We start from the raw sequence: 24,812 nt of genomic DNA on the forward strand, positions 1-24,812 counted from the left end.
GGTTTATTTAACGTAATCATTTAATTTGAAATTTCTCATCATCATTCCTGCGCACAACGAAGAACAGAGCATTGCTTTGTGTTTGGAATCTTTGCAAAAGCAGAGTTTTCAGAACTTTACCTGTGTGGTGGTGAATGATGGTTCAACGGACAAGACCAAAGAAATCGTAGAAAACTTCCAGCTCCAAACTTTCAATTTCCAACTTTCAAATCTCCAAACTTCTGAGCATCAGCCTGGTGCAAAAGTGGTGCGGACTTTTAAGAAAGGTTTGGAATCTGTGGATTGGAAAGGTTTCGATGTGATTTGCAAGTACGATGCAGACATTGTTTTTCCCAGAGATTATCTTGAAAAAGTGAATCAAGTTTTTGAGGAAAATCCTAAGGCTGGATTGCTTTCCGGCTTGGTTTACATTAGAAATTACAAACAAAATCCACAAATTAAAAATCTGAAATTGCCGAGCGCAAATCTCTTCGATTTCAGTAATAAAAATCACGATTGGGTTTTCGAAAATCTATCATCCAAAAATCACGTTCGTGGTCCTATAAAAGCTTATAGAAAGGAATGTTTTGTAGCGATGGATGGACTTCGACCAGTTTTGGGTTGGGATAATCTGGATGTTTTGTTGGCGAAAAAACACGGCTGGGAAGTGGTGACCATTAAAAATATTTGGGTCAAACATTTGCGCCCAACGGCTTACAAATACAAAGACCAGAAAGCGGAAAAACTTGGACAGTATTTTTACAATATTGGTTTGAGTTTGCCTTTGGCGATGATTTCTTCAGCTAAATCTTCTTTTAAAAATCGTTCTGCGAAAGAGTTTCTCACAACGATTAATTCTTTTTTGAAACAAAATAAAAAACGGGAATTGAGCAAGGAGGAAATTAATTTTATCCGAAATCTGCGTTGGAAAGAGTTTTTCAAAAACTTCGGATTATGAAGAAAATCGCTTACATAGAACTCGATACACACGCCGAACTGGCCAATAATTTCTTTGAATTAACTAAAGATTCAAGTAAGTTTTCTGTTGATTTTTATTTTTCGGAGAAGATTTACAAATTGTTGAAATTGGAGGGCGGAAATATCTTTTTGACAGATTATTCTGAGTTTTTGGAAGTCCTGAAAAAGAAAAACTATGATTTGATTATCATTGGAACGGTTCATCGGCATTTTAATTTTTATAAAGCGATTGTTAAGAATTATAGAACTGCGATTGTAGTTCATAATCTGAACTTTACAAAAGCTTCGAGATGGGAATTATTAAAAAGTATTTTCAGAAAAGACCAACAATATAGACTCAAATTATTCTTGAAAGAGGGACTTTTGGAATCATCTAAAGTTTATCAAAGAGCAAAATATCTTTTTGGTATTGACGACTTGATGTCGAAACAAAATCATCTGAAATTTCTGCCAATTTATTTTAATCAATTTAATTCTGAAAATTCAGAAAAAGATTTAATTAGAATTGTCGTTCCCGGTGCAGTTTCGCAAGATAGGAGAGATTATTATTCGTTCTTTGAAAAGTTTAAAATCTTCAAAGATGTTAATCTAAATTACGAAATTATTTTTCTTGGAAAAGCTTCTGGAGAAGAATTAGAATATTTAAAGCAAATTTCAAATAAAATCCATCAATTTGTTAAAATTCAATACTTTGAAGAAAAATTAGAGCAGGAAATGTTTGATGAATTGATGGTGAAAGCGGACGTTTTATATTGTCCAATTCAAACCAAAACTGAATTCTTTTCAGTCAAGGAAATTTATGGAAAAACTAAAATCAGCGGAAATATCGGAGATTCTATTAAATATGGAAAACCGGCAATTTTTCCTACAACTTATCATTCTGATTTAGAATTTATTATTGAAGAGAAAAAAGTTTTGCAATCACAGTTTTCTGAATTAAAAAACCTTAAATTTGATTTCAGCGATTATTCAAAAGAAACAGTTTCTAAAAAACTTAACTTACTTCTTGAAAATCTTTAATTGAAATAACATTGATGAAAAATTACACTTTAATAGCAGTTGTTTCCCTAATCACCTTGACTTTAATTCAATTGGCGTATATGTTCCAGCGCTATGGCTTTTCGGAAAATGTCTATCTGGTAACCAATATTTTACAGATTTTGGCCTACGCAGGACTTACTTCTTTTTTCATCAAACTGTACCAAAAACAGAAATGATATGAACGAAGAATTTAATGAATTGTTCGATATCAAGGAAGATAAAAAAGAGGTTTCAAATCTTCCCGTTCCAAAGCAAAACGTGTTGGTTCACAGTATTATAAGAGTCGTGATTCTAATCATTGCGTCGGTTCTGACGCTTGGGATTTTGTTTGTCGCTGCGCTAGGTGGGGAAATTGGTTTTGCTATTCTAGCGCTTGCGATTGTGATTGCGTGGTTTGGAATTATGATTGCGGAGGCAAAAAACTTAAGAAAGCAAAACAAAAATAACTTGGCCGATGCTAATAATTTAATAATATTTCTCGCAGTTGTAACGGTTTTGTGTCTTTTCGCTTACATTGCTACGATGCATTAAAGCTTATTTCGCTCTCTGGAAACTCTTTCTCAAAACCACTTTTGACCTTCTCAAATGTTTGATTGAATTGAATCTGATTCTTTCATTATACAAAAACCATCCACCAATGCAACCAATTGCGCTTCCAATTAAAATTTCTAAAAACCTCATTTGCAATAAGTAATCGGGTTCAAGTGAAGTAGAACTTCCGGTTTCGGCGAGTAGAATTCCCATTGGTGTGAGAAACATCACGGCCAAAGCGTAATGTCTTGTAATTAATATTTCCACGATAATTTGAAGCGTGATGATACAAATGCAAATCCATAAAGGAGATGTGACGTAAGAGAAAATCAACCAAGCAATTCCAAGTCCGATGGTTGTCCCGATAATCCTGTGCAAACCGCGTTTCCAGATGTGATAGCTATTTACGCCTTGCAAAACTGCCAAACTGGAAATCGGAATCCAATACGGATAATCAAGATTGAAAAACTTTCCGACAAAAACTGAAACCAACATACAAATCCCGATGATAAAGGATTCTACGAGATTGACATAAGGGTTGATGTTAAAAGTGGTAACATTTTTATTTAATTCCTTTTTTGAAATCAACAAACTATAAATCAAACAAATAAGGCAAGCGCTCAAAGTCCCAATTGTGAAAATACCAACGCGTTTTGGAATCAATTCAGGCGCGTGTGGAAGTCCGATTGCCATTGAGGCCATCATTATAAAGAAAAAACTTCCAGGTGGTTTTAAATTAAAATATCTGGCAACAAAGTAAGCAACCGTCGATAAAATCCCGAAAACCAGAGATGCAATCCAAAGATTAAAACTAAACGCCAAGCCCAGACTGTACGAAATAATCATCCCAAACGAGCAGACAAACATCTTCATCATCGTCTCGATAAATCCACTGTTGCTGGGAATATAAATGATGACCAATCCTGCAAGACTCGCTGTGAGTGCTGACCTGACGTCGCCCAAAAAGTAGCCAAACATCAACGGTATTCCAACCGCAAGTCCCGCAAGAAAAGGAATGTGCCAGCTTCTCGGTGAAGGTTTTAATTTGAAAAAGGAGAGGAGTTCGTTTTTAAGATAGTCGGATTTCAAGTTTTGGTTTTATTAGATTTGATGGTGGTTTGGGAATTCATTTTTTACAAGTGCAAAATTACCCATAATCGACCAAAATCAAATGATAATGGACTGGAAAATTGCATAAAAAACGCTATTTTTGTTATCTTAAAATTTCGAGAATAGAATGGATTATCTGAAAGGATTGAATGAGCCTCAGCTAGAGGCAGTTACCACATTACAAGGACCGTTGATGGTTTTGGCAGGCGCAGGTTCTGGCAAGACCCGAGTTCTCACGATGCGGATTGCCCATCTGATAAAAAATGGAGTAGACCCTTTCAATATTTTGTCGTTGACGTTTACCAACAAAGCGGCGAAGGAAATGAAGGAGCGTATCGCAAAAGTCGTTGGTCCCAGTGATGCAAAGTCGCTTTGGATGGGAACTTTTCACTCGGTTTTTGCAAGGATTTTGAGAAGCGAGGGTCACCATCTCGGTTATCCGTCCAACTTCACGATTTACGATATGCAGGACGCGCTGAATGTGATGAAGAAGGTCATCAAAGACTTGAACATCGATTCTGATATTTATAAAGCGAAGAAAGTGCTTTCGAGAATTTCTCAGTATAAAAACAATCTCATCACGGTTAACGCTTATTTCAACAATCCGGAATTGATGGAAGCCGACGAAAAGGCGAATATGAAATTGATTGGCGAGATTTATAAAAAATATGTCGAAGCTTGTTTCCGAAATGGTGCAATGGATTTTGATGATTTATTGTTGAAAACCAATGAATTATTGACGAGATTTCCAGAAGTTTTAGCAAAATATCAAGACCGATTCCGATACATTTTGGTGGATGAGTACCAAGATACGAATCATTCTCAGTATTTGATTGTCAAAGCTTTGGCTTCAAAATTCGAAAATATTTGTGTGGTTGGAGACGATGCACAGTCCATTTACTCTTTCCGTGGCGCAAATATTTACAACATCTTGAATTTCAAAAAAGATTATCCCGATGCAGTCACGGTTTCATTGGAACAAAATTACCGTTCGACGCAAAATATCGTGGACGCGGCGAATGTTGTGATTTCAAAAAACTTACAGCAATTCAAGAAAAATGTTTTCAGTGAGAATGAAGTCGGGGAAAAGATAAAAGTTTACCGAAGTCTTTCTGATGCGGACGAAGCCAACTTTGTCTCCGCCAATATTTTCGAGAAACACAATACGCAACAGCGTCATTTTTCCGATTTTGCGATTCTTTATAGAACCAATTCTCAAACCAGAGCTTTTGAAGATGCGTTGAGAAAAAAGAATATTCCCTACCGAGTTTACGGTGGATTGTCTTTCTACCAAAGGAAAGAAGTGAAAGATTTGTTGGCTTACTTAAGACTTTTGGTCAATGAAAATGACTCTGAAGCTTTGGCGAGAATTATCAATTTTCCAGCGAGAGGAATCGGTGAAACGACTCAAAATAAATTAATTGTTTTTGCAGATTCTCAGAATGTTCCGACAACGCAGGTTTTGGATAATCTTGGATTCTACGCGCCACAATTAGGCTTGAATAATGGAATTCTAACAAAACTTGGAGATTTCTGGGCGATGATAAAAGCTTTCCAAGTGATGTTGAAAACTGATAACGTTTATGATGTCGCAATGGAAGTCGCGAAACGAAGCGGACTCATCAAATTATTGAAAGAAGACCAAACGCCTGAAGGCATTTCGAGAGTCGAGAATATTCAGGAATTGCTGAACTCGATGCAAGGTTTTATCGAGGAACAAATTCAGATAGAAGATGGCGACCCAAGTTTGTCCAATTTTATGGAAAATATTGCGTTGTCTTCTGATACTCAAAATGATAAAGACGACGATACGAATAAAGTTTCATTGATGACCATCCACTTGTCCAAAGGTTTGGAATTCCCTGTGGTTCACTTGGTTGGATTGGAAGAAAATCTTTTCCCGAGTTTTATGAGTTCTTCCACGAGAGAAGAATTGGAGGAAGAAAGACGTCTGTTCTACGTTGCTTTGACGAGAGCCGAGAAGGAAGTTTTCTTCACGTACGCCGTTTCCAGATTCCAATGGGGAAAAATTACCGATGCAGAACCATCAAGATTCTTGAGCGAAATCGATTCAAAATATATTGAATTAATCAATCCTTTGAATGAGTTGAAATTCATCAACCGTTCCGGAATCGACTCCAATATCTTCGATGACACGCCTTCCGAACCTCGATTTTTCAAAAAGAAAGAGGAAAAGAAAACGCTGGAAAGAAATATCAATGCTCCAGTTCCAAAACAGTTGAAACCGATTGCAACGGCGAAAATCATCAATCCTGCTGGACAATCTTCGCAAGATATTGAAGTTGGCGATTTGGTAAGACACGACCGTTTCGGTGTTGGAGAAGTGAAATTCCTGGACGGAACTGACCCTCAAAACATCAAAGCAAAAGTAATTTTCAAAAATGAAGGCGAGAAAAATCTTATCCTGAAATTTGCTAAATTGACGAAGATTTAAGAAACAAGAGAATAAGTTTGATTTCTCGCAGATTTGGCAAATCAAGCAGATTTTAATTAAAAAAAATCCTATAGAATCTGCTAAATTAGCGAGAGAAATAAAAAAATAAAAGCTAAAAGCAATTTGCCGGAAGCCAAAAGCAATACTATGATTCGAGCAAAAAACATACATAAATTCTACGGAACTCTGGAAGTTCTGAAAGGCGTTGATATCACGATAAAAGCGGGAGAAGTCGTTTCCATCGTTGGAGAATCGGGCGCGGGAAAATCTACGCTTCTTCAAATTTTGGGCACTTTGGACAATCCTTCCGACCCAGATAAATATGGAACCGACATCGCTTTGGACGGCAATAGTTTTCTGAAAATGAAAGACCGTGAATTGTCAAAATTCAGGAACAAGAATATTGGTTTTGTGTTTCAGAATCACCAGTTGTTGCCAGAATTTACAGCTTTGGAAAATGTTCTTTTGCCATCCAGAATTGGCGGAATTGCAGAGAAAGAAGTTTTGGAAAAAGCACATTCATTATTTGAAGATTTGAATATTGCGAGCCGATTGCACCACAAACCATCTCAACTTTCAGGCGGTGAATCTCAGCGAGTTGCGGTTGCGAGAGCTTTGATTAATTCTCCAAAAATCATCTACGCAGACGAGCCAACTGGAAACTTGGATTCCAAAAATGCTGATGCGCTTCATCAATTATTTTTTGATTTGAGGGACAAATATCATCAGACTTTTGTGATTGTAACGCACAACTCCGTTTTGGCGGAAAGTACAGATAGGAAGTTGGTGATGAAGGATGGGCAGATTGTTTTGTAGATTTTTTGAAATATTTGATTTAAAATAAATCCAACCTTAAAGTGCGTAAAATTCATTTTAAATTTCATCAAATTAATTTCCCCAACCCTAAAGGGAGTTAATTTGATGAAATTTGAAGTTGTTTTAATATTATTTATTCTAATTATTTCGTTTTAATTGCAAACTAATATTCTTTGAAACCATTTCTATTCTTCATGTTTTCATTGTTAATAATTTCCTGCGACGTAAAATCCCAGGAAAATCAATCTATTCAATTTGCAAGTCCTGAAGCAAAAATCTCTCAGAAAATAGCTGATTTAAAGGCCTTTATTAAAGAATCAAATTACAATTCGGATAAAGCTTTTCTAATTGATTTCTCAATCTCATCTTCAAAATTTAGATTTTTTGTGGTGGATTTGAAGTCAGGGAAAATTATCCAAAAAGCTTTGGTGGCGCACGGCGACGGTTCGGAAGATGGAAAAGTAAATGGAATTTTAAAGTTCAGCAACAAAGATGGTTCGCATTGTTCATCTCTAGGAAAATATATTATTGAGGAAAAATACAAAGGAAAATTCGGGATGTCTTACCGGCTGACCGGACTTGATGAAACCAACAGCAATGCGAGGAGTAGAGCCATTGTTTTGCACAGATTGAGTTGTGTTCCTGATGTAGAGCAGAAAGACGAGATTTGTTTAAGTTTCGGTTGCCCGATGGTTTCTGATAATTTCTTTAAAATTTTGGAGCAACATATTGATAAATCTGATAAAAAATTGATAATTTACGCCTACAATTAATTTTCAAACTCAGAACCCAAAACCTTGAACCTAAAATCCCTTGCGGAAGACGACCGCCCAAGAGAAAAATTCCTGTTAAAAGGAAAGTCTGCAGTTTCGGATTCGGAGCTGTTGGCCATCATTATGGGAAGTGGAAATCGGGATGAATCTGCAGTGGAATTGGCAAGAAGGATTTTAAATTCCGTAGAAAACAATTGGCATCGGCTCAGTCAATTATCAATCAAGGACTTGACAAAGTTCAAAGGTGTAGGCGAGGCGAAAGCCATTTCTATTGCCACAGCTTTGGAAATCGGGAATCGTAAATCTCAGCAGGAAGTTTTGGAAAGACAGCAAATCAGCAGTAGCAAAGATGCCTTCGAGATTTTACAACCCCATCTGTCGGACTTGCAGACGGAAGAATTTTGGGCGATTTTCCTTAATCATCAAAACAAAATCTTGTACAAAACGTGCCTTTTCCGAGGCGGAATTGCGAGTTCTGTTGCAGATGTGCGCGTGGTTTTCAAAACGGCTTTGGAACATTTTTCCACACAAATTATCGTGGCTCACAACCATCCGGCTGGCAGTTTGAAACCGAGCAAAGAAGATATCAACATCACGCAAAAAATAAAAGACGCTGGAAAATTATTGGACATCGATTTGCTGGACCATTTGATTCTGACGCAGAATAATTATTATAGTTTTAAAGACGAAGGGATTTTATAATGATAGAAAGAGTTAAGTATCAAGATATTGATTTTCAAAAATATAACACTTGCATAGAAAATTCGGCTCAGAAAAATTTCTACTGTGAAAAAGAAACACTCGATTTTTTGAGTAAAAACTGGGAACTTTTGGTTTTTGGTGATTACGAAGCTGTGATGCCGATTCCGTTTGTGAAAAAGACTTTTTTCAAAGTAGTTTTGATGCCTTTGTTCTGTCAGCAATTGGGGATTTTCGGGAAGTCTGATAAAATAATCAATGAAAAATTCCTAAAGTTTTTAAAGACGAGTTATAATGTCATCAATTATAGTTTCAATTTCCACAATGACTTTGAAACCAAACTCGTTACAAAGAAAAATTTCTTTGTCCCAGTTCAGGAATACGCTTTTCTAAGACGCAAAAAATATTTTAAAGGGAGAAAATCAACTGTGAAAACCGCGCAATATCTTGAGTTCAGAGAAGTATTCGCGCAGAAAGATATTTTGGAATTTATTAAAAACAATTTCAAAGGATTGGAAAAGGAGAGTGATATGGATTTTTTCATTCAATATCTTCTGTTTCTAGACGCGAAAAAGCAACTGAAAATGTTTGGAAGTTATTATGAAGAAAATTTAACAAACGTTGCCGTGTTAATTGATAATGAAAACTATTTCTCGCTTCTCGGACTTTTGAATAACGAAGAACTGAAAAATCACAATGGCGCATCTTTCTTGATAGACAGGATTTTAGATTTGAATATCGAAACCAAAGCCTTCAACTTTATGGGCGGAAGCATCCGCGGCATCGAGGTTTTTTTCAAAAGTTTTGGCTCCGATTTGCAGGAATATCATGTGATTCAAAATTCAAAAAAAGATTTGATCAAAAATTGGCTAAAATTTTCTTAATTTTGCAGTCCGATTTCAAATATGTTTGATTCAGATTATTTCCCTTACGCTGTAGCCGTTATCATCGCATTGCCCTTTTTGGTTTTTGCGAAACAGTTCGTGAACAGCTTTGTCAGGCTAAAAAAACAGGAAATTAATTTCTTGGCAACCAAAACCAATAGCGAGATCAAACTTCAGGCTTTGGAAAGAATGACTTTGTTTTTGGAACGTTTAAAACCATCAAATCTCGTGATGAAATTCGATAAAAACCTCCAGCCCCACGAGTTTGTTTTCCTTACAGAGAAGAACATCATCGAAGAATTCGAGTACAATGCTTCCCAGCAATTGTATATCTCGAAATCATCTTGGCAAGACATTATCACAAGCAAAAACAACATTCTGCAAAGCCTTCGCAAAACCTACGAAGAAATGAATGAGAACTCAAAACTGGAAGATTTCAAAACCGTTTTCCTGATGAGCTATCTTAACTCGGAAGACTATATTTCCGACACCATCGAGAATCTGAGACAAGAACTAAACAAAATAATATAAATACTAAGATAATAAATGATTCCAAATTTTAAAGCCCATCCGTGGCACGGGATTTCAGCTGGAGACAATGCTCCAGAAGTTGTGACAGTTTTTGTAGAGATCGTTCCTACAGATACTATTAAGTATGAAATTGACAAAGAAAGTGGTTATTTGAAAGTAGATCGCCCGCAAAAATTTTCCAACATCATCCCAGCAATGTACGGTTTTGTTCCAAGAACATATTGCGAAGAAGAAGTGAAAAATCTTGCTGTAGCGACCGGTGCTACAGACGTTACAGAAGGCGATCACGATCCTTTGGATATTTGTGTTCTTAGCTCGCACAATTTCACTTCAGGAAACATTATTTTGCAAGCAATTCCAATCGGAGGTTTCCAAATGATAGACAAAGGTGAGGCAGATGACAAGATCATCGCTGTATTGGTGGAAGACCAGGTTTATGGCCACATCAGAGACATTTCTGAGCTACCATCTGCAGAGGTCAACCGTCTTTTGCATTACTTCTTGAGCTATAAAAACTTACCAACAGAGCCTGCAAAAGTAAAAATCGATTTGATCTACGGCGCAGACCAAGCGAAAAAAGTAATCGTAGCGTCACAAAAGGATTACACAGACAATTTCGTCGACAAATTGAAGTAAAATAAAAGCCTAATGCCATCTTGAAAAAGATGGCATTTTTAATTAAATGACCTACCAGCTAACCAAGCCGTTTTCTAAAGCTTTGGTATAAATTTCTTCGTCAAAAGAATACAGATCAGGAGCTTTATGGGCGCCTCCTTTTCTTTGTTCATCCAATTTTTTGAGGATTCCCATATTCTTTATTTTTCTGTAAAAATTTCCTCTGTTCAGTTCCTTGCCAAGAATGGCTTCATATAATTTTTGAAGTTCGGATAAGGTGAATTTGTCCGGTAAAAGATTAAAACCAATCGGTTTGATCGAAATTTTTTCTCTTAATGTCAACAATGCTTTCTCTACAATTTCTTTGTGATCCATTGCCATTTCAATGTCAGGAAGTTGGCCTACGTTGATCCATTCACAACTCTCGCTGTATTCGTCTTTTGTAAGATCAATGATTGAAGGATTGTATAAAGCGTAATAACCAATGGTGATGAATCTTTGCTTGTGAAATAAGGTCTCATCGAAATCTTCAAAATAAGCTTCACTTCTGTTAGTTTTACCGAATACTGCAAATTCTTCAAGATAAGAAACAGCATTTACACCAGCTCTTTCTCTCAGAATTCTAAGAACTGCATCATCCAGATCCTCATCTCGTTTCACATATCCGCCAGGCAGAAACCATTGGTGTCTGTAATTCATCTTTAAGAGCAATACTTTCAGTTCATTTTGATCAAATCCAAAGATGACAGGATCTGCCGATAAATTGGGTAAGAAAATCTCTTTTGCTTCATTCGATCTTTGTAAAATTAATTCTTTCGAGTCCATTATGTGAGTTTCTAAAGTCAATGTTACAAAAAAATTAAATAAAAAATTCCCGTCTTAACGAATTTTAATATTTCAGCACTCATTTTGGAGAATATTTAAGCATCATATTTTCATTGATTCTCTAAGAATCAATGAAAATATTTATTAAATTAAAATTTAAATACCTGAATTATAGCTATTTAAATTCAATGTTAATTTTTATTAATATTTATTTGTTCAGTTAAAATAAAGAATGTACTATTGTAATGCTTCTTAGTGAAGCAATGTGTTTTTGTTTCATCGGACTAATTAATCCATTATAATTTTAATTCAAAACAACAAGAGAATTCGCAAATAACACTACAAAATTATCTGCCTCAAGAAATTCAAAGTTGTCTAAGGTCTGTATCGAAATTGTCTTAAAGAACGAAAAGAATTATTAGAAATATATATAAATTGAAATGAGAAAATCGTTAATTAAAATTTCAGCTTTAGGACTAATGCTTTCCTTTGCTTCGGTTTTTGGACAAGAAAAAACTGATACGCTGGCTGTTAAAAATGCGCTGAAAGCTACCAAGATAGATGATGGCGTAAAGACTGTTGCCACATCTTCCAAAGAAGATAACAATAGAAACGTAATGTTGAACGCCGCCAACAATACAAGTCCACGAGACGTAAACATTGGTTTGCCATCAACAGTTGGTGGAATTACCATTCTTGAAAATGATCTTCCTGTAGTTTACTTTTTCTGGCCAGAGCTTCCAAACAAAACCTGGAGACAAAGTGTAGGTTTAGAAAAAACTGGGCTTTTGAAAATGGATCAATTGGCAAACACGATGGGTGATCTTGGTTTTGCAGTCAATTCCTATTCTCAGATTGGAACCAAAGATTTAAAAGTGAAAGGAAAATTCACGACCAGTACATTTGGTTGGTTACAAGGTGATGTAAACGTTTCCGGTCCTATTTCTAAAAATGGTTGGACCTACACAGCTGGAGCTTTTATGAATTATGATCCAAGCACTTTCAAGTTGGGTTTTGCAAGAAATGTGGATGAAACGAAGATTTTCAGAGCTGGCGTAACCAAATATTTTAATGATGATAAAGGTAAAATCTCAATTCTTTACAAATATTCAGATTCTTATAATGTAGGAAACTATGCGGTTTTTCAGTACGGGGAGAACGGAAAAGTAACTGAACTGGATAATTTTAAAATCGGTAGAGATTCTTATGTTGTGAATGATGGAATGATCAAGATGAAAGATATTTTATCAGGTCAAAGTTATTGGGCGTCGATGAGTGGAAATGATAACAGATCAAGTGCTCATAACATCGATATTTTTGGTAACTATCTTTTTAATAACGGGTGGAATTTCAAATTCTCTACAAGAGCGCACTTCTCGAAAGCGAAAATGTCAACCATTATCCCTTTGAGTATTTTCAATGCTGATGCATCTGCGGGTTACACTTTGGCTTCAAATGGTCAGGCTTACAGTGGCGCAGTTGGAACTCAGTTGGCAATGCACACACCAGAAACGCCGATCACAAATATTGCAGGCCGTTTTACTTTGGGCAAACAATTGGGAAATCACAATGTTACATTTGGTGTTTTAGAGCAATATTATAATGTGGACAAATTCACATCCAACAGATCATTTTTCTTCCAGACAGTTGGTGCTCAACCACAAAGATTGATTGGGCCAACCACAGATTCTGACGGATTTTATAATTACAATGCTGGTGGAGAATTCCATAGTGGAACCGAAAATAAAATCTCCGTTTACGGAACAGACGAATGGAGAATTTCAGATGATTTTAACTTGAGCTACGGTTTGCATTTGAAAAATCACAGCATAGACGGCGAGTTTTCTTTGACACCAAGAACTGTTGGTTTCAATTTTACAGACCCAAGTCAGTTTGATCAGATCAATAAAAGCTTTTTCCAGATTGCAGGAAGTTTGAACGCAACTTACAACATCAGCAAAAATTTTGGAGTGATCGCCAACTTCCTCTATACTGAGGAAAATAGAAGATTGGAAAGTTATTCCCAAGCTTTCGATCCCAATACAAACAAAATCAAAAGTCCTCTTGGAGCGTTGGGTGTTTTCTGGAATACAGATTATATCCAATTGATTTCTCAGGCAACTTATCTTAAAAAGAACAATAATCTTAACAGATACAACTTGGTAAATCCTGCAAATACTTCTCAGGCGCAGAATACAACAGTGTATTACGATATCCAGACTTTGGGATGGACAACTGACTTTGTTGTAAAACCTTTCAAAGGATTCAACCTTCATTATTTGATCACTTTCCAAAATCCGGTTTACAAGAAATTCAATTTTGATGCATTCGGAACGGCTTACGATTATAATGACAATAATGTATTGGGCGTTGCAAAAACTTTGATGGAGATCGACCCGAGTTATTCAATTGATAAATGGAGATTCTGGGCAAGTTTCAGATATTTTTCCAAACAATATGCGAATCTTACCAACGCCTTATATTTCGCTCCAAGATGGGAAACTTTCGGTGGGGTAAGCTATACGGTGAACAAAAACATCAACCTTGGCGCAACTGTTATCAACTTCCTGAATCAAAGAGGAGCGAGCGGAACCATCAATGGTGCTGAATTGATTACCGATGCGAGTCCATATTACGGAAGACTGCTGACTGGAACTTATATTATGCCATTGACAGGTCAGTTTTCTGTGAGCTTTAATTTCTAAACCTTAAACAATGAAAAAATCAGTATTCAACATCGCCGCTTTATTTTTGGGCGTCACTGCTTTTTCTCAAAATATCCAAACCGTGACCAATTCCAAAGGTCCGGTTTTGGGGTATTCTGCAGATTCTGGCGTTAAAATCCTTACGGTTGGAGGAAATAAATTCAAAGATTTAAACCGAAACGGAAAACTTGATAAATATGAAGACTGGAGACTTCCGGTTGACGAAAGAGCCAAAGATCTAGCTTCAAAAATGTCGGTTGAACAGATTGCAGGATTAATGTTGTACAGCGGTCATCAATCTGTTCCGGCTCCTGCAGAAGGTTTCAGAGCAGGCAAATACAACGGAATGTTCTACAAAGAAAGCGGTGCCAAAGCTTTTGACTTAACAGACCAGCAGAAGAAATTTCTGAAGGAAGACAATCTTCGTCACGTTTTGGTAACGACAGTGGAATCTCCGGAAATTGCAGCAAAATGGAGCAATAATATTCAGGCATACATCGAAGGTTTAGGATTGGGAATTCCTGCCAATAACAGTACAGACCCGAGACATTCTGCAACCGTAACGGCAGAATTCAATGAAGGAGCAGGCGGACAAATCTCCCTGTGGCCAGATGGTTTGGCAATGGGCGCAACTTTCGACCCGGAATTGGTGAAGAAATTCGGAAACATCGCCGCGCAGGAATACAGAGCCTTGGGAATTTCAACCGCTTTATCTCCTCAAATCGATTTGGGAACAGAACCTCGCTGGTACAGAATTGCTTATGTTTTCTCGGAAAGTCCTGAGTTGACCGCAGATTTGGGAAGAGGTTACATCGACGGATTCCAGACAACTATCGGAAGCAAAAATGGTTGGGGAATTAAAAGCGTAAACGCAATGGTGAAACACTGGCCGGGCGGCGGACCTGAAGAAGGCGGTCGAGATGGTCACTGGGCGATGGGAAAATACGCAGTTTATCCTGGAAATAATTTCCATAATCACGTAAAACCTTTTACGGAAGGTGCCTTTAAACTGAATGGCGGAACCAAAGAAGCTTCTGCGGTAATGCCTTATTATACAATTAGTTTCAATCAGGATACGAAAAACGGAGAAAACGTTGGAAACGGTTACAGCAAATATCTAATCACCGATTTACTGCGTGGAAAATACAAATACGACGGTGTAGTTTGCACCGATTGGCTTATCACTGCAGACGAACCGAAATCTCCGGGAGGATTTGCAGGAAAACCTTGGGGCGCAGAGAAATTATCCATCGCCGAGCGTCATTACAAAGTTTTGGAAGCGGGCGTTGACCAGTTTGGAGGAAACAACGACAAAGCGCCTGTTCTAGAAGCCTATCAAATGGGTGTAAAAGAACACGGCGAAAAAGCCTACCGTGCAAAATTTGAGCAGTCTGCCGTTCGTCTGTTGAGAAATTTCTTCAGAACCGGATTGTTCGAAAACCCTTATGTAAACACAGACGAAACCAAGAAAATCGTTGGAAATCCTGAATTTATGAAAGCGGGTTACGAAGCTCAGGTAAAATCCATCGTGATGCTGAAAAACAAAGCCAATATTCTTCCAATCAAAGAAAGAAAAACGGCTTACATTCCGAAGCGATATTCTCCGGCAACGTTCAACTGGTGGGGAATTTACACGGGACCATCTTTGGAATATCCTGTGGATATCGAAAAAGTGAAGCAGCATTTTAATGTGACCGATGACCCTGCGAAAGCTGATTTTGCCTTGGTTTTCGTGAAAAGTCCGCACAGTGAAGAAGGCGGTTACAGCGATGTTGATGCCAAAGAAGGCGGAAACGGTTATGTCCCGATTTCTCTTCAATACCAAACGTACACAGCAACCGAAGCCCGTGAAAAAAGTATCGCAGCAGGAGACCCTGTTGTTGCACCGAATGTACACGACAGAACCTTCAAAAACAAAACTTCTACAGCGACCAACTTTACCGATTTGTTAGCTATAGAAAACGCGTACAAAGCAATGAACGGAAAACCGGTTATCGTTTCTATCACAGCTTCCAAGCCGATGATTTTTAATGAATTCGAAAAACACGCAGACGCAATTCTGATGAATTTCAACGTGTCAAATCAGGCAGTTGTGGATATTGTGACCGGAAAATACGAACCTTCAGGATTGCTTCCACTTCAGATGCCTGCGAATATGGCGACAGTTGAAAAGCAGAAAGAAGATGTTCCTTACGATATGGAAACGCACAAAGATTCCGAAGGTCACAACTACGATTTCGGGTACGGAATGAACTGGTCTGGTGTGATTAAAGATGCCAGAACTCAAAAATATTATAAGCAATAGTTCATCATAAATAGGTTAATTGATGTCTTGAGACCGGGCATTATGTTCGGTCTCATTTCTTTATTAGAATATTTTGGGCAGCTTTATCCGCCTTCCACTCCCAATCTTTTTTGCAGACGACTTCTGTCTAAATAGAACTCGAAGACAAAGCAAAAAAGGATTTCCGTTCAAGTCGGGCTGCGTGCAATTCGATGTCAAAGTCAATGACAAACTAACCTGTTATTTAATTGTTTGTCTTTGCTGAGTGAAACGCCTTTGCGAACGGAAAATTTCCAGAAAAACATTAAAAAAATCTTAGCGCTCTTTGCGTTAAAAATTAATATCAAATCAAAATGAAAAAATTAATCATAGCAAGTGCATTCCTTTTAGGATTAAGCACCATCAACGCTCAAAAATCAATTCCATTATACCAAGGAAAAGCGCCGGGAACAGAAAACTGGACGCAGAAAGAAGCGCAACAATTCAATGAATTGTTCAAAACCGAAGTCGTTTTCAATGTAGTACAACCTTCAATGCTATTGTTCGAAGCGGATAAATCAAAGGCGAACGGAACTGTCATCGTTGTTGCTCCAGGTGGAGGCTTCCAAAGTTTATCCATCAACCGAGAAGGAATTGATGTCGCCAAAAAATTAGCAGAAAACGGAATTACGGCAGTCGTTTTAAAATACAGATTATTGGAAACAAAATCCAACGATCCGGCCAAAGAAATGATGGAAAACATCAAAGACCGAAAAGCTTTTGATGCAAATACAGCTCCTATCAAAGTAATGGCAGGCGAGGACATCAAAACTGCAATCTCTTATATCAGAAACCACGCAAAAGAACTGAACATCAATCCTGAAAAACTAGGTGTTATCGGATTTTCTGCTGGGGCAAGTGTGATTTTGGAAAGCGTTCTTCACAGCAAAGATTCTTCAACGTTACCGAATTTCGCAGCTTCGATTTATGGCGGACCAAGTCAGGAAATTTTAGATACTGAAATTCCAAAAGCATCTCTTCCAATGTTCATTTGTGCTGCAAGTGATGACCAATTAAAACTCGCTCCGAAATCAGTTTTATTATATAATAAGTGGTTGCAAGCAGGACAGCCCACCGAACTTCACATCTACGAAAAAGGCGGTCACGGTTTCGGAATGGGAAAACAGAATCTTCCTGTTGACAAGTGGTCGGATGTCTATCTGGACTGGTTGAGATTCCACAAATTTTTATAATGTTTGCTTAAATCATAAAGATTGCCTTGAATTTAATCTCTCACAGAATTAGCAAATTTCGCAGATGATTGAATTAAAAATCTGTTTAATCTTAAAAATCTGCGAGAGATTCAAAATACCATTTTGTACAGTCCCAAAGGGACGATTTACTAGAAGATAGGATAAAATCCTATCAGAAAACAATCAATAACTATTAGCGGTTAATTCAAAACCAAAGCAATGAAATCAATTTTTAATATCGTTTCTTTTTTCTCGGCAATGGCTGTGTCCGCACAATCTTCTCCCGTGATTTCAGAAATGGACAAATACGTAAAACCCCGCTATCGTGTCATTGTTGATAACGATTTTGGTGGCGATCCGGATGGTTTATTTCAACTGGTTCATCAAATCCTTTCGCCTTCTACAGAAATAAAAGGAATTATCGGTTCTCATTTAAAACCAGGCGACCCGTTTGATAAATCTAATGTTACCGCTGAAAATGCCGTGAAGAAAGTCAACGAAACTTTGGAGGTAATGAATTTGAAAAATAGATTCAATGTTTTACAAGGTTCCAATGACCCATTGAAAGACTTGAAAACGCCAAACATTTCCGAAGGTGCAAAAGCCATCGTTGCAGAAGCGATGAAAGCAGATGAAAAGAATCCTTTGTTTGTCGTTTGCGGTGCAGGTTTGACGGAAGTGGCGAGTGCCTATTTAATGGAACCAAAAATCGCCGACAAAATCATTGTTGTTTGGATTGGAGGTCCGGAATATCAAGATTTGGCAACGCCACCTCCAGGCTACACACCTTTAGAATACAATCTCGGAATCGACATTAAAGCGGCGCAGGTTGTTTTCAATGAATCGAATTTAAACATTTGGCAGATTCCGAGGAATGCCTATCGACAAACTTTGATGTCTTACGCAGAACTCGTAACGAAAGTGAAACCTGATGGAAAAACCGGGGCTTATTTAACCAAAAAGATTGAAGACTTGATGGAAATGGTTCAGAAATTCAATCTGAAAATCGGGGAGACTTACATTATGGGAGATTCCCCTTTGGTTTTGCTGACGGCTTTACAGTCTTCATTTGAAGCAGACCCGTCATCAAGTTCTTACGTTATCAAAAATGCTCCGAAAATCAGTGATAGCGGACTGTATGAAGACAATCCGAATGGTAGAAACATCAGAGTGTACACCCAACTCGACACTCGACTGATGTTCGAAGATTTCTACTCAAAACTAAAATTATTAAGTAACAAAAAGTAAAAAAATATAGAATTATGCAGAAGAATATATCAACGCTGATAGGACTTTCTCAGAAAGCAAAATATTCAGGATTATTCCTGGCTTTATTGGTGGCATCGCCGTTTGCGAATGCTCAGACTAAAAATGCAACGGTAACGGTTGACGGAAAAACATTTAAAGATTCCAACAACAACGGAAAATTGGATGTTTGGGAAGACACAAGACTTTCTGTTGACAAAAGAATCGACGCCATCATCAAGCAAATGACCAACGAAGAAAAAGTAAACCTTCTAATCGGAACCGGAATGCCAGGAATTGAAGTTCTGACAGGACCTGTTGGTGATTCAAAACAAGGTTTGGTTCCCGGAGCTGCCGGTGGAACAGATTCTTTCGACAGATTCGGAATTCCGGCGACGATTGTTGCCGATGGACCGGCTGGTTTGAGAATTCAGCCAACGAGAGATAACGACTCAAAAACATACTATGCAACAGCATTTCCTGTGGGAACTGCTCTGGCATCGACCTGGAATAAGGATTTGCTGGAAAAAGTTGGAAAAGCAATGGGAAATGAAGTTAAGGAGTATGGAGTAGATGTACTTTTAGCTCCGGCTCTCAACATTCAGAGAAATCCATTAAACGGAAGAAACTTCGAATATTACTCTGAAGACCCTTTAATTTCAGGGAAAACTGCGGCTGCGATTGTGAACGGAATTCAGTCTCAAGGTGTTGGGACATCAATCAAACATTTCGCTGCGAACAATGAGGAAACCAACCGTTTAACCATCAATGCTCACGTTTCCGAAAGAGCAATGAGAGAACTGTATCTGAGAAATTTTGAAATTACGGTGAAAGAATCTCAGCCCTGGACGGTAATGTCGTCTTACAACAAACTGAACGGCGTTTACACATCAGATTCTAAAGATTTACTGACTCAGGTTTTGAGAAATGAATGGGGTTTCAAAGGAATCGTTATGACCGATTGGTTCGGAGGTTTCCCAGGATTTGAATCCATTAAAGACGGCGGACTTTCTGATGTCGTTAAACAAATGAATGCAGGAAATGACCTGTTAATGCCAGGAATTCCAGCACAAAAAAAAGTATTGTTGGAAGCTTTAAATTCTGGTAAGTTGTCTCAGGAAGTAGCAAACTTGAATGCGAAAAGAATTTTGGAATATATTTTCAAAACGCCAACTTTTGCGCAATACAAATACAGCGACAAACCTAACTTAGCTCAAAATGCTGAAGTGACCAGAAATGCTGCCACAGAAGGTATGGTTTTGCTTAAAAACCAACAAAATGCTTTGCCTTTTGCCAACAAACAGAAAGAAGTTTCGTTATTCGGAGTGACTTCTTACTCTTGGATTACAGGTGGAACGGGGAGCGGAAGTGTGAACAATAAACACACGGTTTCTTTGTTGGAAGGTTTAAATTCTGCAGGCTACAAATTAGATAAAGAATTGGTTGATTTATATAAACCATTTGCAGAAAAAGAAGCAACTGTCGAAAAAGAAAATAGAAAAAAGAGAGGGATTTTAGCTTTGCCGGAAAGACTTCCTGAAATGAAATTAGACGACGCTTTCTATGCTAAAAAAGCAGCAACTTCTGAAATCGCTTTTGTAACTTTAGGAAGAAACTCAGGTGAAGGTGGCGATAGAGTAGTGAATGAAGATTTCAACATGGCAACGGAAGAAATTGAAATGCTGGACAAAATCTCCAAAGCGTTCCACGCAAAAGGGAAAAAAGTGGTGGTGATTTTAAATATCGGTGGTGTTATTGAAACCGATTCCTGGAAAGACAAAGTGGATGCGATTCTTTTAGCTTGGCAGCCGGGTCAGGAAGGCGGACATTCTGTAGCTGACGTTGTTTCCGGAAAAGTAAATCCTTCAGGAAAACTAACGATGACTTTCCCTGTGAATTATACAGACCATGCTTCTGCAAAGAATTTCCCTGGAATTCCTGCAGATAATCCAAAAGAAGTGACGTACGAAGAAGGCGTTTATGTGGGTTATCGTTATTTCAATACTTTCAATGTTAAACCGTCTTATGAATTTGGTTTCGGTAAATCTTACACTGACTTTGCTTACAGCAATTTAAAACTGAATTCTAAAACTTTCAATAACAAATTAGAAGTTACAGTTGACATTAAAAACACCGGAAAAGTAGCTGGAAAAGAAGTGGTAGAATTATACCTTTCTGCACCCAACCAATCCATCGACAAACCAAAATCTGAGTTGAAAGCTTACGCTAAAACCAAAGATTTGAAACCGGGAGAATCTCAAACCATCACTCTGACTTTGAATCCGAAAGATTTGGCTTCTTACATCACCGCAAAATCCGCTTGGGTTGCAGAAGCAGGAAATTATAAAGTGTCTGTAGGAGCATCGTCATTGGACATCAAACAAACTGCAGATTTCTCGCTTCCAAAAGAATTGGTGGTTGAAAAAGTGCAACACGTTTTCCCTGCAGACAAACAGTTTGATGATTTGAAACCTTAGGAATAAAACACTTCGACTCCGCTCAGTGTGTGAGGGCAAGTGCTAATTTTTTTTAGAGATGTCAGTCTGAGCGGAGTCGAAGACTTTTGACAAATATTATTAAAGCTTTTTTAACAATAAATTTATTGTCTCAAAATAAGTAAATATCAACAAAAGAGGCTATCTTTAGCCTCTTTTTAAATTAAAAAAAATATGATAAGTAATGAAGTTGGATCCAAGCGGAATTATACTGTTCCTCTGATCACGATTACCCTTTTGTTCTTTATGTGGGGATTCATCACGTGTATGAATGACATCCTTATCCCTTATCTGAAACAGCTTTTCAATCTTACATTTTTCCAATCGATGTTGGTGCAGTTCTGTTTCTTTGGCGCTTATTTTATAGGCTCCTTGATTTACTTTTTAATTTCCACTACGCAAGGCGACCCGATTGATAAAGTAGGTTACAAGAAAGGAATTCTTTTCGGAATTTTTTTGGCGGCATTTGGTTGCGTTTTGTTTTTTCCTGCAGCAAGTTTTTCTTCTTATCCGTTGTTCTTAGGCGCTTTGTTTATTCTAGGCTTAGGTTTTACAGTTCTCCAAATTACAGCGAATGCTTACGTTTCGCTGTTAGGTCCGGAAGATTCTGCATCCAGCCGACTGAATATGACCCAGGCTTTCAACGCCTTCGGGACAACCATTGCACCGGTTTTGGGTGGCCATTTGATCTTTGAATTTTTCTCTGCTCCAGATGGATCTTTCAGTGCCGAAGCAACGAAGATTCCATATCTGATCTTTGCAGGAATCCTATTGTTGGTGGCATTATTAATTTCAAGAGTGAAGCTTCCAGACTTTCAAATCAAAGGTGAAGAGATCGTAAAAGGTTACGGCGCTTTGAAGTACAATCACCTGAAATTTGGTGTTTTCGCAATGTTCTGCTATGTCGGTGGAGAAGTGGCGGTAGGAAGTTTTATCATCAGCTTTTTGGAGCAACCTCAGGTGATGAATCTTTCCGAGTCTGTAAGTAAAAACTACCTTTCTCTGTATTGGGGCGGTGCGATGATCGGGCGTTTCCTTGGGGCAATCTCTCTGAATCATTCCATCAGTCAAGGCAAAAAAGCCATCTATATGTTGGGCGCGGCGATTGCAGTTTTCTTGGTTATTTTTAGTATTGTTGATCTGACGTTTGCTCAAATTAGTTTTTTCCTTGTATTCATTGCATTGAATTTCGTTGCGTTCTTCATTGGGAAATCTGCTCCGGCAAGAACGCTTTCTATATTTGCTGGGATCAACGTTCTGTTATTGATCTCAGCCATGTTGAATCACGGCGAACTGGCGATGTACAGCATTTTGGGAATCGGTATTTTCAACTCGATCATGTTCTCTAATATTTATACATTGGCAATTTCCGGCTTAGGAAAATATACGAGCCAAGGTTCCTCTTTGGTTGTCATGGCCATCTTAGGAGGCGCGATCGTTCCGATTTTTCAAGGTTATTTGGCAGATCAGTTTGGCGTTCAGCATTCCTTTGTGATCCCTGTATTCTGTTACTTGTTTATCCTGGTCTTCGGAGCATATTGCACCAAATATCTGGGGCATGTGAAACAGGATGCGGATGCAAAATCCGGACATTAAGATCTTTAAATTTTAAAATGTAAAACCTGCTATTGAGCAGGTTTTTTGCTTTAATTTTATCCTTTTTTGATTTACAAATAAGCTAAAAAAATATTTGGTTGACAAAACACTTAGAGGACATTTTGCAATGGAAATTCTAAAAATGTGATAAAATCATATTGAGCATATATAAATTGAAACATAAAAATGGTCGGAATTATTTTCTGACCATAAACTATCCTATTAGAAAACTTTAAATTTTATTTGTAAAGATTGTCATATAAATCTTGGAATTCTGCCTTGATGGCTTTCCTTTTCAGTTTTAGGGTTGGTGTTAGAAGTCCGTCATCTATGGTCCAGACCTTCGGCGTCAATTCAATCTTTTTGATTTGTTCCCATTTGCCAAGATGCTGGTTCATTTTTTCGATTTCTTGTTCTATTCTCGACTTGATTGCTGGATCTGCCGCAATTGCTTTATGAGATTCAGCCACTTTCACATTATGTAGATCTGCCCAGTTTTTGGCGTATGCAAAATCAGGCTGTACCAGTGCACAAGGCATTTTTTCGCCATCACCAACTACCATGATCTGTTCAATGAATTTCGATGCTTTTGCCAGATTTTCAATCACTTGAGGTGCGATGAATTTTCCACCGGAAGTTTTGAACATTTCTTTTTTTCTATCTGTTATGAATAGAAAGTTATCCTCGTCTAAATGTCCAATATCGCCTGTTCTGAAATAACCGTCAGATGTAAATGCCTCTTTGGTTTTTTCCTCATCTTTATAATAACCTTCGAAAATTGAAGGACCTTTCACCACTATTTCGCCATCAGATTCTATTTTAACCGTCAAGTTTTCCAATGGAATTCCAACAGATCCAGATTTCACTTTTCCAAAACTATTTACGGAGATTACAGGCGAAGTTTCGGTAAGTCCATAGCCTTCAAGAATCGGGATTCCTGCAGCGTGAAACATCACGTTTAGTCTTTTAGATAATGCCGCAGAGCCAGAAACCAAAGTTATCAGATTGCCTCCCAAACCTTCTCTCCATTTTTTGAAAACCAATTTGTCCGCAATCGTGTGCATAAATGATTTTGGTTGGCCGATTTCATATTTCTCAGCAATGCCTAATGACCAAAGGAAAATTTTAGATTTCAATCCTCCAGCCGCGGTTCCTTTGTTGTAGATAGAATCATAAACTTTTTCTACCAATCTTGGAACAACCGTCATGTATTGTGGTTTCACTTCTTTTACATTTTCCCCAATTTTTTCGATGCTTTCGGCAAAATAAAGAGAGATTCCATTACTCATATAAATGTAGAAAATCATCCGTTCGAAAACGTGACAGATGGGAAGAAAACTCAGGGCTCTCAAGTCTTTATAATCCAAACTTTTATCTTTCGGAACTCTCGGATTACTAGCTATAACATTTGAAACCAAATTGTTATGAGTCAAAGGAACGCCTTTTGGTTTTCCAGTCGTTCCAGACGTATAAATAATGGTTGCAAGGTCTTCAGGATTAATGGCTTTAGCTAAGTCATCCACTTCATCTTGTGTCAAATCATTTTCTCCAAGGTCAAGGATTTCGTTCCAATTTGGAGCGCCATCAACTTCATCAAACGTGAAAACGCCAACCAGAGATGGAATGTTTGGTTTTGCATTAAGTAATTTTTTATAAAGATCTTTATCGGAAACAAAACAGTATTTGATCTCAGAATTATTGAAGATGTAAATATAATCTTCCTCAGAAATCGTAGGATAAACCGGAACTGTCACAACACCGATTTGAGAAATTCCCAAATCCATAATTGCCCATTCTGTTCTGTTGTTTGTCGTAATGAGTCCAATTTTGTCACCAGGTTTGATGCCCAGTTTCAAAAGTCCACGGGATATTTTGTTCCCTTGATTTACAAATTCGAGGGTTGAAGTTTTAATCCAATTTCCATTTTTCTTGGTGACAAGACAGTCTTCTTTGGGGAATTTTTCCAAGGCCAGCGCAGAAAAATCAAATATTCTTTTAACGTTCATATAATATCTTTA

20 protein-coding genes are annotated in these 24,812 nt (G+C 37.7%); 17 read left to right on the forward strand and 3 right to left on the reverse strand.

The window, feature by feature from the left end; genetic code table 11:
- The first annotated feature begins 25 nt into the window (after positions 1-25).
- Genes IO90_RS14905 through IO90_RS14920 form a run of 4 tightly spaced genes read left to right on the forward strand, consistent with a single transcriptional unit; the run spans position 26 to position 2,529 of the window.
- Positions 26-937 carry a glycosyltransferase family 2 protein gene (locus tag IO90_RS14905; protein WP_034968223.1) on the forward strand — a complete coding sequence of 304 codons (912 nt, stop codon included), beginning with the start codon at positions 26-28 and terminating at the stop codon, positions 935-937.
- Positions 934-1,977, forward strand: coding sequence for a hypothetical protein (locus IO90_RS14910; protein ID WP_034968226.1), 1,044 nt, complete (start codon positions 934-936; stop codon positions 1,975-1,977). Before IO90_RS14905 ends, IO90_RS14910 begins: the two co-directional genes overlap by 4 nt.
- A gap of 14 nt (positions 1,978-1,991) precedes the next feature.
- Positions 1,992-2,174, forward strand: coding sequence for a hypothetical protein (locus tag IO90_RS14915; protein WP_034968228.1), 183 nt, complete (start codon positions 1,992-1,994; stop codon positions 2,172-2,174).
- Between the two features lies 1 nt (position 2,175).
- Complete coding sequence (locus IO90_RS14920; protein WP_034968231.1) at positions 2,176-2,529, forward strand: hypothetical protein; 354 nt, start codon at positions 2,176-2,178, stop codon at positions 2,527-2,529.
- A 3-nt stretch (positions 2,530-2,532) separates the two neighbouring features.
- Here the strand turns inward: IO90_RS14920 and IO90_RS14925 are convergent, their stop codons facing one another.
- Positions 2,533-3,618 (reverse strand): FUSC family protein, encoded by a 1,086-nt coding sequence (locus IO90_RS14925; RefSeq protein ID WP_034968233.1) that lies wholly within the window; start codon positions 3,616-3,618, stop codon positions 2,533-2,535.
- Positions 3,619-3,766: 148 nt separating this feature from the next.
- On the opposite strand from IO90_RS14925, the gene IO90_RS14930 reads away from it, so the two are divergent.
- The 7 genes from IO90_RS14930 (at position 3,767) to IO90_RS14960 (ending at position 10,433) form a co-directional block, all read left to right on the forward strand.
- On the forward strand, positions 3,767-6,094 hold the full coding sequence (locus IO90_RS14930) for an ATP-dependent helicase (protein WP_034968236.1): 2,328 nt from the start codon (positions 3,767-3,769) through the stop codon (positions 6,092-6,094).
- A 147-nt stretch (positions 6,095-6,241) separates the two neighbouring features.
- On the forward strand, positions 6,242-6,910 hold the full coding sequence (locus IO90_RS14935; protein WP_034968238.1) for an ABC transporter ATP-binding protein: 669 nt from the start codon (positions 6,242-6,244) through the stop codon (positions 6,908-6,910).
- A 173-nt stretch (positions 6,911-7,083) separates the two neighbouring features.
- Positions 7,084-7,683, forward strand: coding sequence for a murein L,D-transpeptidase catalytic domain-containing protein (locus IO90_RS14940; protein ID WP_228374692.1), 600 nt, complete (start codon positions 7,084-7,086; stop codon positions 7,681-7,683).
- 24 nt (positions 7,684-7,707) lie between these two features.
- Positions 7,708-8,385, forward strand: coding sequence for a RadC family protein (gene radC, locus IO90_RS14945; RefSeq protein ID WP_034968242.1), 678 nt, complete (start codon positions 7,708-7,710; stop codon positions 8,383-8,385).
- Positions 8,385-9,266 carry a hypothetical protein gene (locus IO90_RS14950; protein WP_034968245.1) on the forward strand — a complete coding sequence of 294 codons (882 nt, stop codon included), beginning with the start codon at positions 8,385-8,387 and terminating at the stop codon, positions 9,264-9,266. The genes radC and IO90_RS14950 overlap by 1 nt, the downstream gene beginning before the upstream one ends.
- A 21-nt stretch (positions 9,267-9,287) precedes the next feature.
- Entirely contained in the window at positions 9,288-9,797 is a 510-nt protein-coding gene (locus IO90_RS14955) for a hypothetical protein (RefSeq protein WP_034968247.1), read from the forward strand.
- Between the two features lie 15 nt (positions 9,798-9,812).
- Positions 9,813-10,433, forward strand: a complete 621-nt coding sequence (locus tag IO90_RS14960) for an inorganic pyrophosphatase (RefSeq protein ID WP_034968250.1) — start codon at positions 9,813-9,815, stop codon at positions 10,431-10,433.
- A gap of 51 nt (positions 10,434-10,484) precedes the next feature.
- Here the strand turns inward: IO90_RS14960 and IO90_RS14965 are convergent, their stop codons facing one another.
- Positions 10,485-11,237 (reverse strand): NUDIX hydrolase, encoded by a 753-nt coding sequence (locus IO90_RS14965; protein ID WP_034968253.1) that lies wholly within the window; start codon positions 11,235-11,237, stop codon positions 10,485-10,487.
- A gap of 440 nt (positions 11,238-11,677) precedes the next feature.
- Between IO90_RS14965 and IO90_RS14970 the strand changes: the two genes are divergently transcribed.
- The 6 genes from IO90_RS14970 to IO90_RS14995 all read left to right on the forward strand — a co-directional run bounded on the left by IO90_RS14970 (position 11,678) and on the right by IO90_RS14995 (position 22,794).
- Positions 11,678-13,942 carry a TonB-dependent receptor gene (locus IO90_RS14970; RefSeq protein ID WP_034968255.1) on the forward strand — a complete coding sequence of 755 codons (2,265 nt, stop codon included), beginning with the start codon at positions 11,678-11,680 and terminating at the stop codon, positions 13,940-13,942.
- Between the two features lie 10 nt (positions 13,943-13,952).
- The gene (locus IO90_RS14975) at positions 13,953-16,247 is read left to right on the forward strand and encodes a glycoside hydrolase family 3 protein (protein ID WP_034968258.1); all 2,295 of its coding nucleotides are present in this window, start codon (positions 13,953-13,955) and stop codon (positions 16,245-16,247) included.
- Positions 16,248-16,579: 332 nt separating this feature from the next.
- Complete coding sequence (locus tag IO90_RS14980) at positions 16,580-17,458, forward strand: alpha/beta hydrolase (RefSeq protein ID WP_034968260.1); 879 nt, start codon at positions 16,580-16,582, stop codon at positions 17,456-17,458.
- A gap of 219 nt (positions 17,459-17,677) precedes the next feature.
- Positions 17,678-18,706, forward strand: a complete 1,029-nt coding sequence (locus IO90_RS14985; RefSeq protein WP_034968262.1) for a nucleoside hydrolase — start codon at positions 17,678-17,680, stop codon at positions 18,704-18,706.
- 14 nt (positions 18,707-18,720) lie between these two features.
- The gene (locus IO90_RS14990; protein WP_034968264.1) at positions 18,721-21,180 is read left to right on the forward strand and encodes a glycoside hydrolase family 3 C-terminal domain-containing protein; all 2,460 of its coding nucleotides are present in this window, start codon (positions 18,721-18,723) and stop codon (positions 21,178-21,180) included.
- Positions 21,181-21,372: 192 nt separating this feature from the next.
- Positions 21,373-22,794: a sugar MFS transporter gene (locus IO90_RS14995; protein WP_034968266.1), complete on the forward strand. Its 1,422-nt coding sequence runs from the start codon at positions 21,373-21,375 to the stop codon at positions 22,792-22,794.
- 239 nt (positions 22,795-23,033) lie between these two features.
- On the opposite strand, the gene IO90_RS15000 is transcribed toward IO90_RS14995, so the two are convergent.
- Positions 23,034-24,800 carry an AMP-dependent synthetase/ligase gene (locus IO90_RS15000; protein ID WP_034968268.1) on the reverse strand — a complete coding sequence of 589 codons (1,767 nt, stop codon included), beginning with the start codon at positions 24,798-24,800 and terminating at the stop codon, positions 23,034-23,036.
- Positions 24,801-24,812: the final 12 nt, after the last annotated feature.

Source organism: Chryseobacterium sp. FH1 (assembly GCF_000735135.1).
Lineage (GTDB): Bacteria > Bacteroidota > Bacteroidia > Flavobacteriales > Weeksellaceae > Epilithonimonas.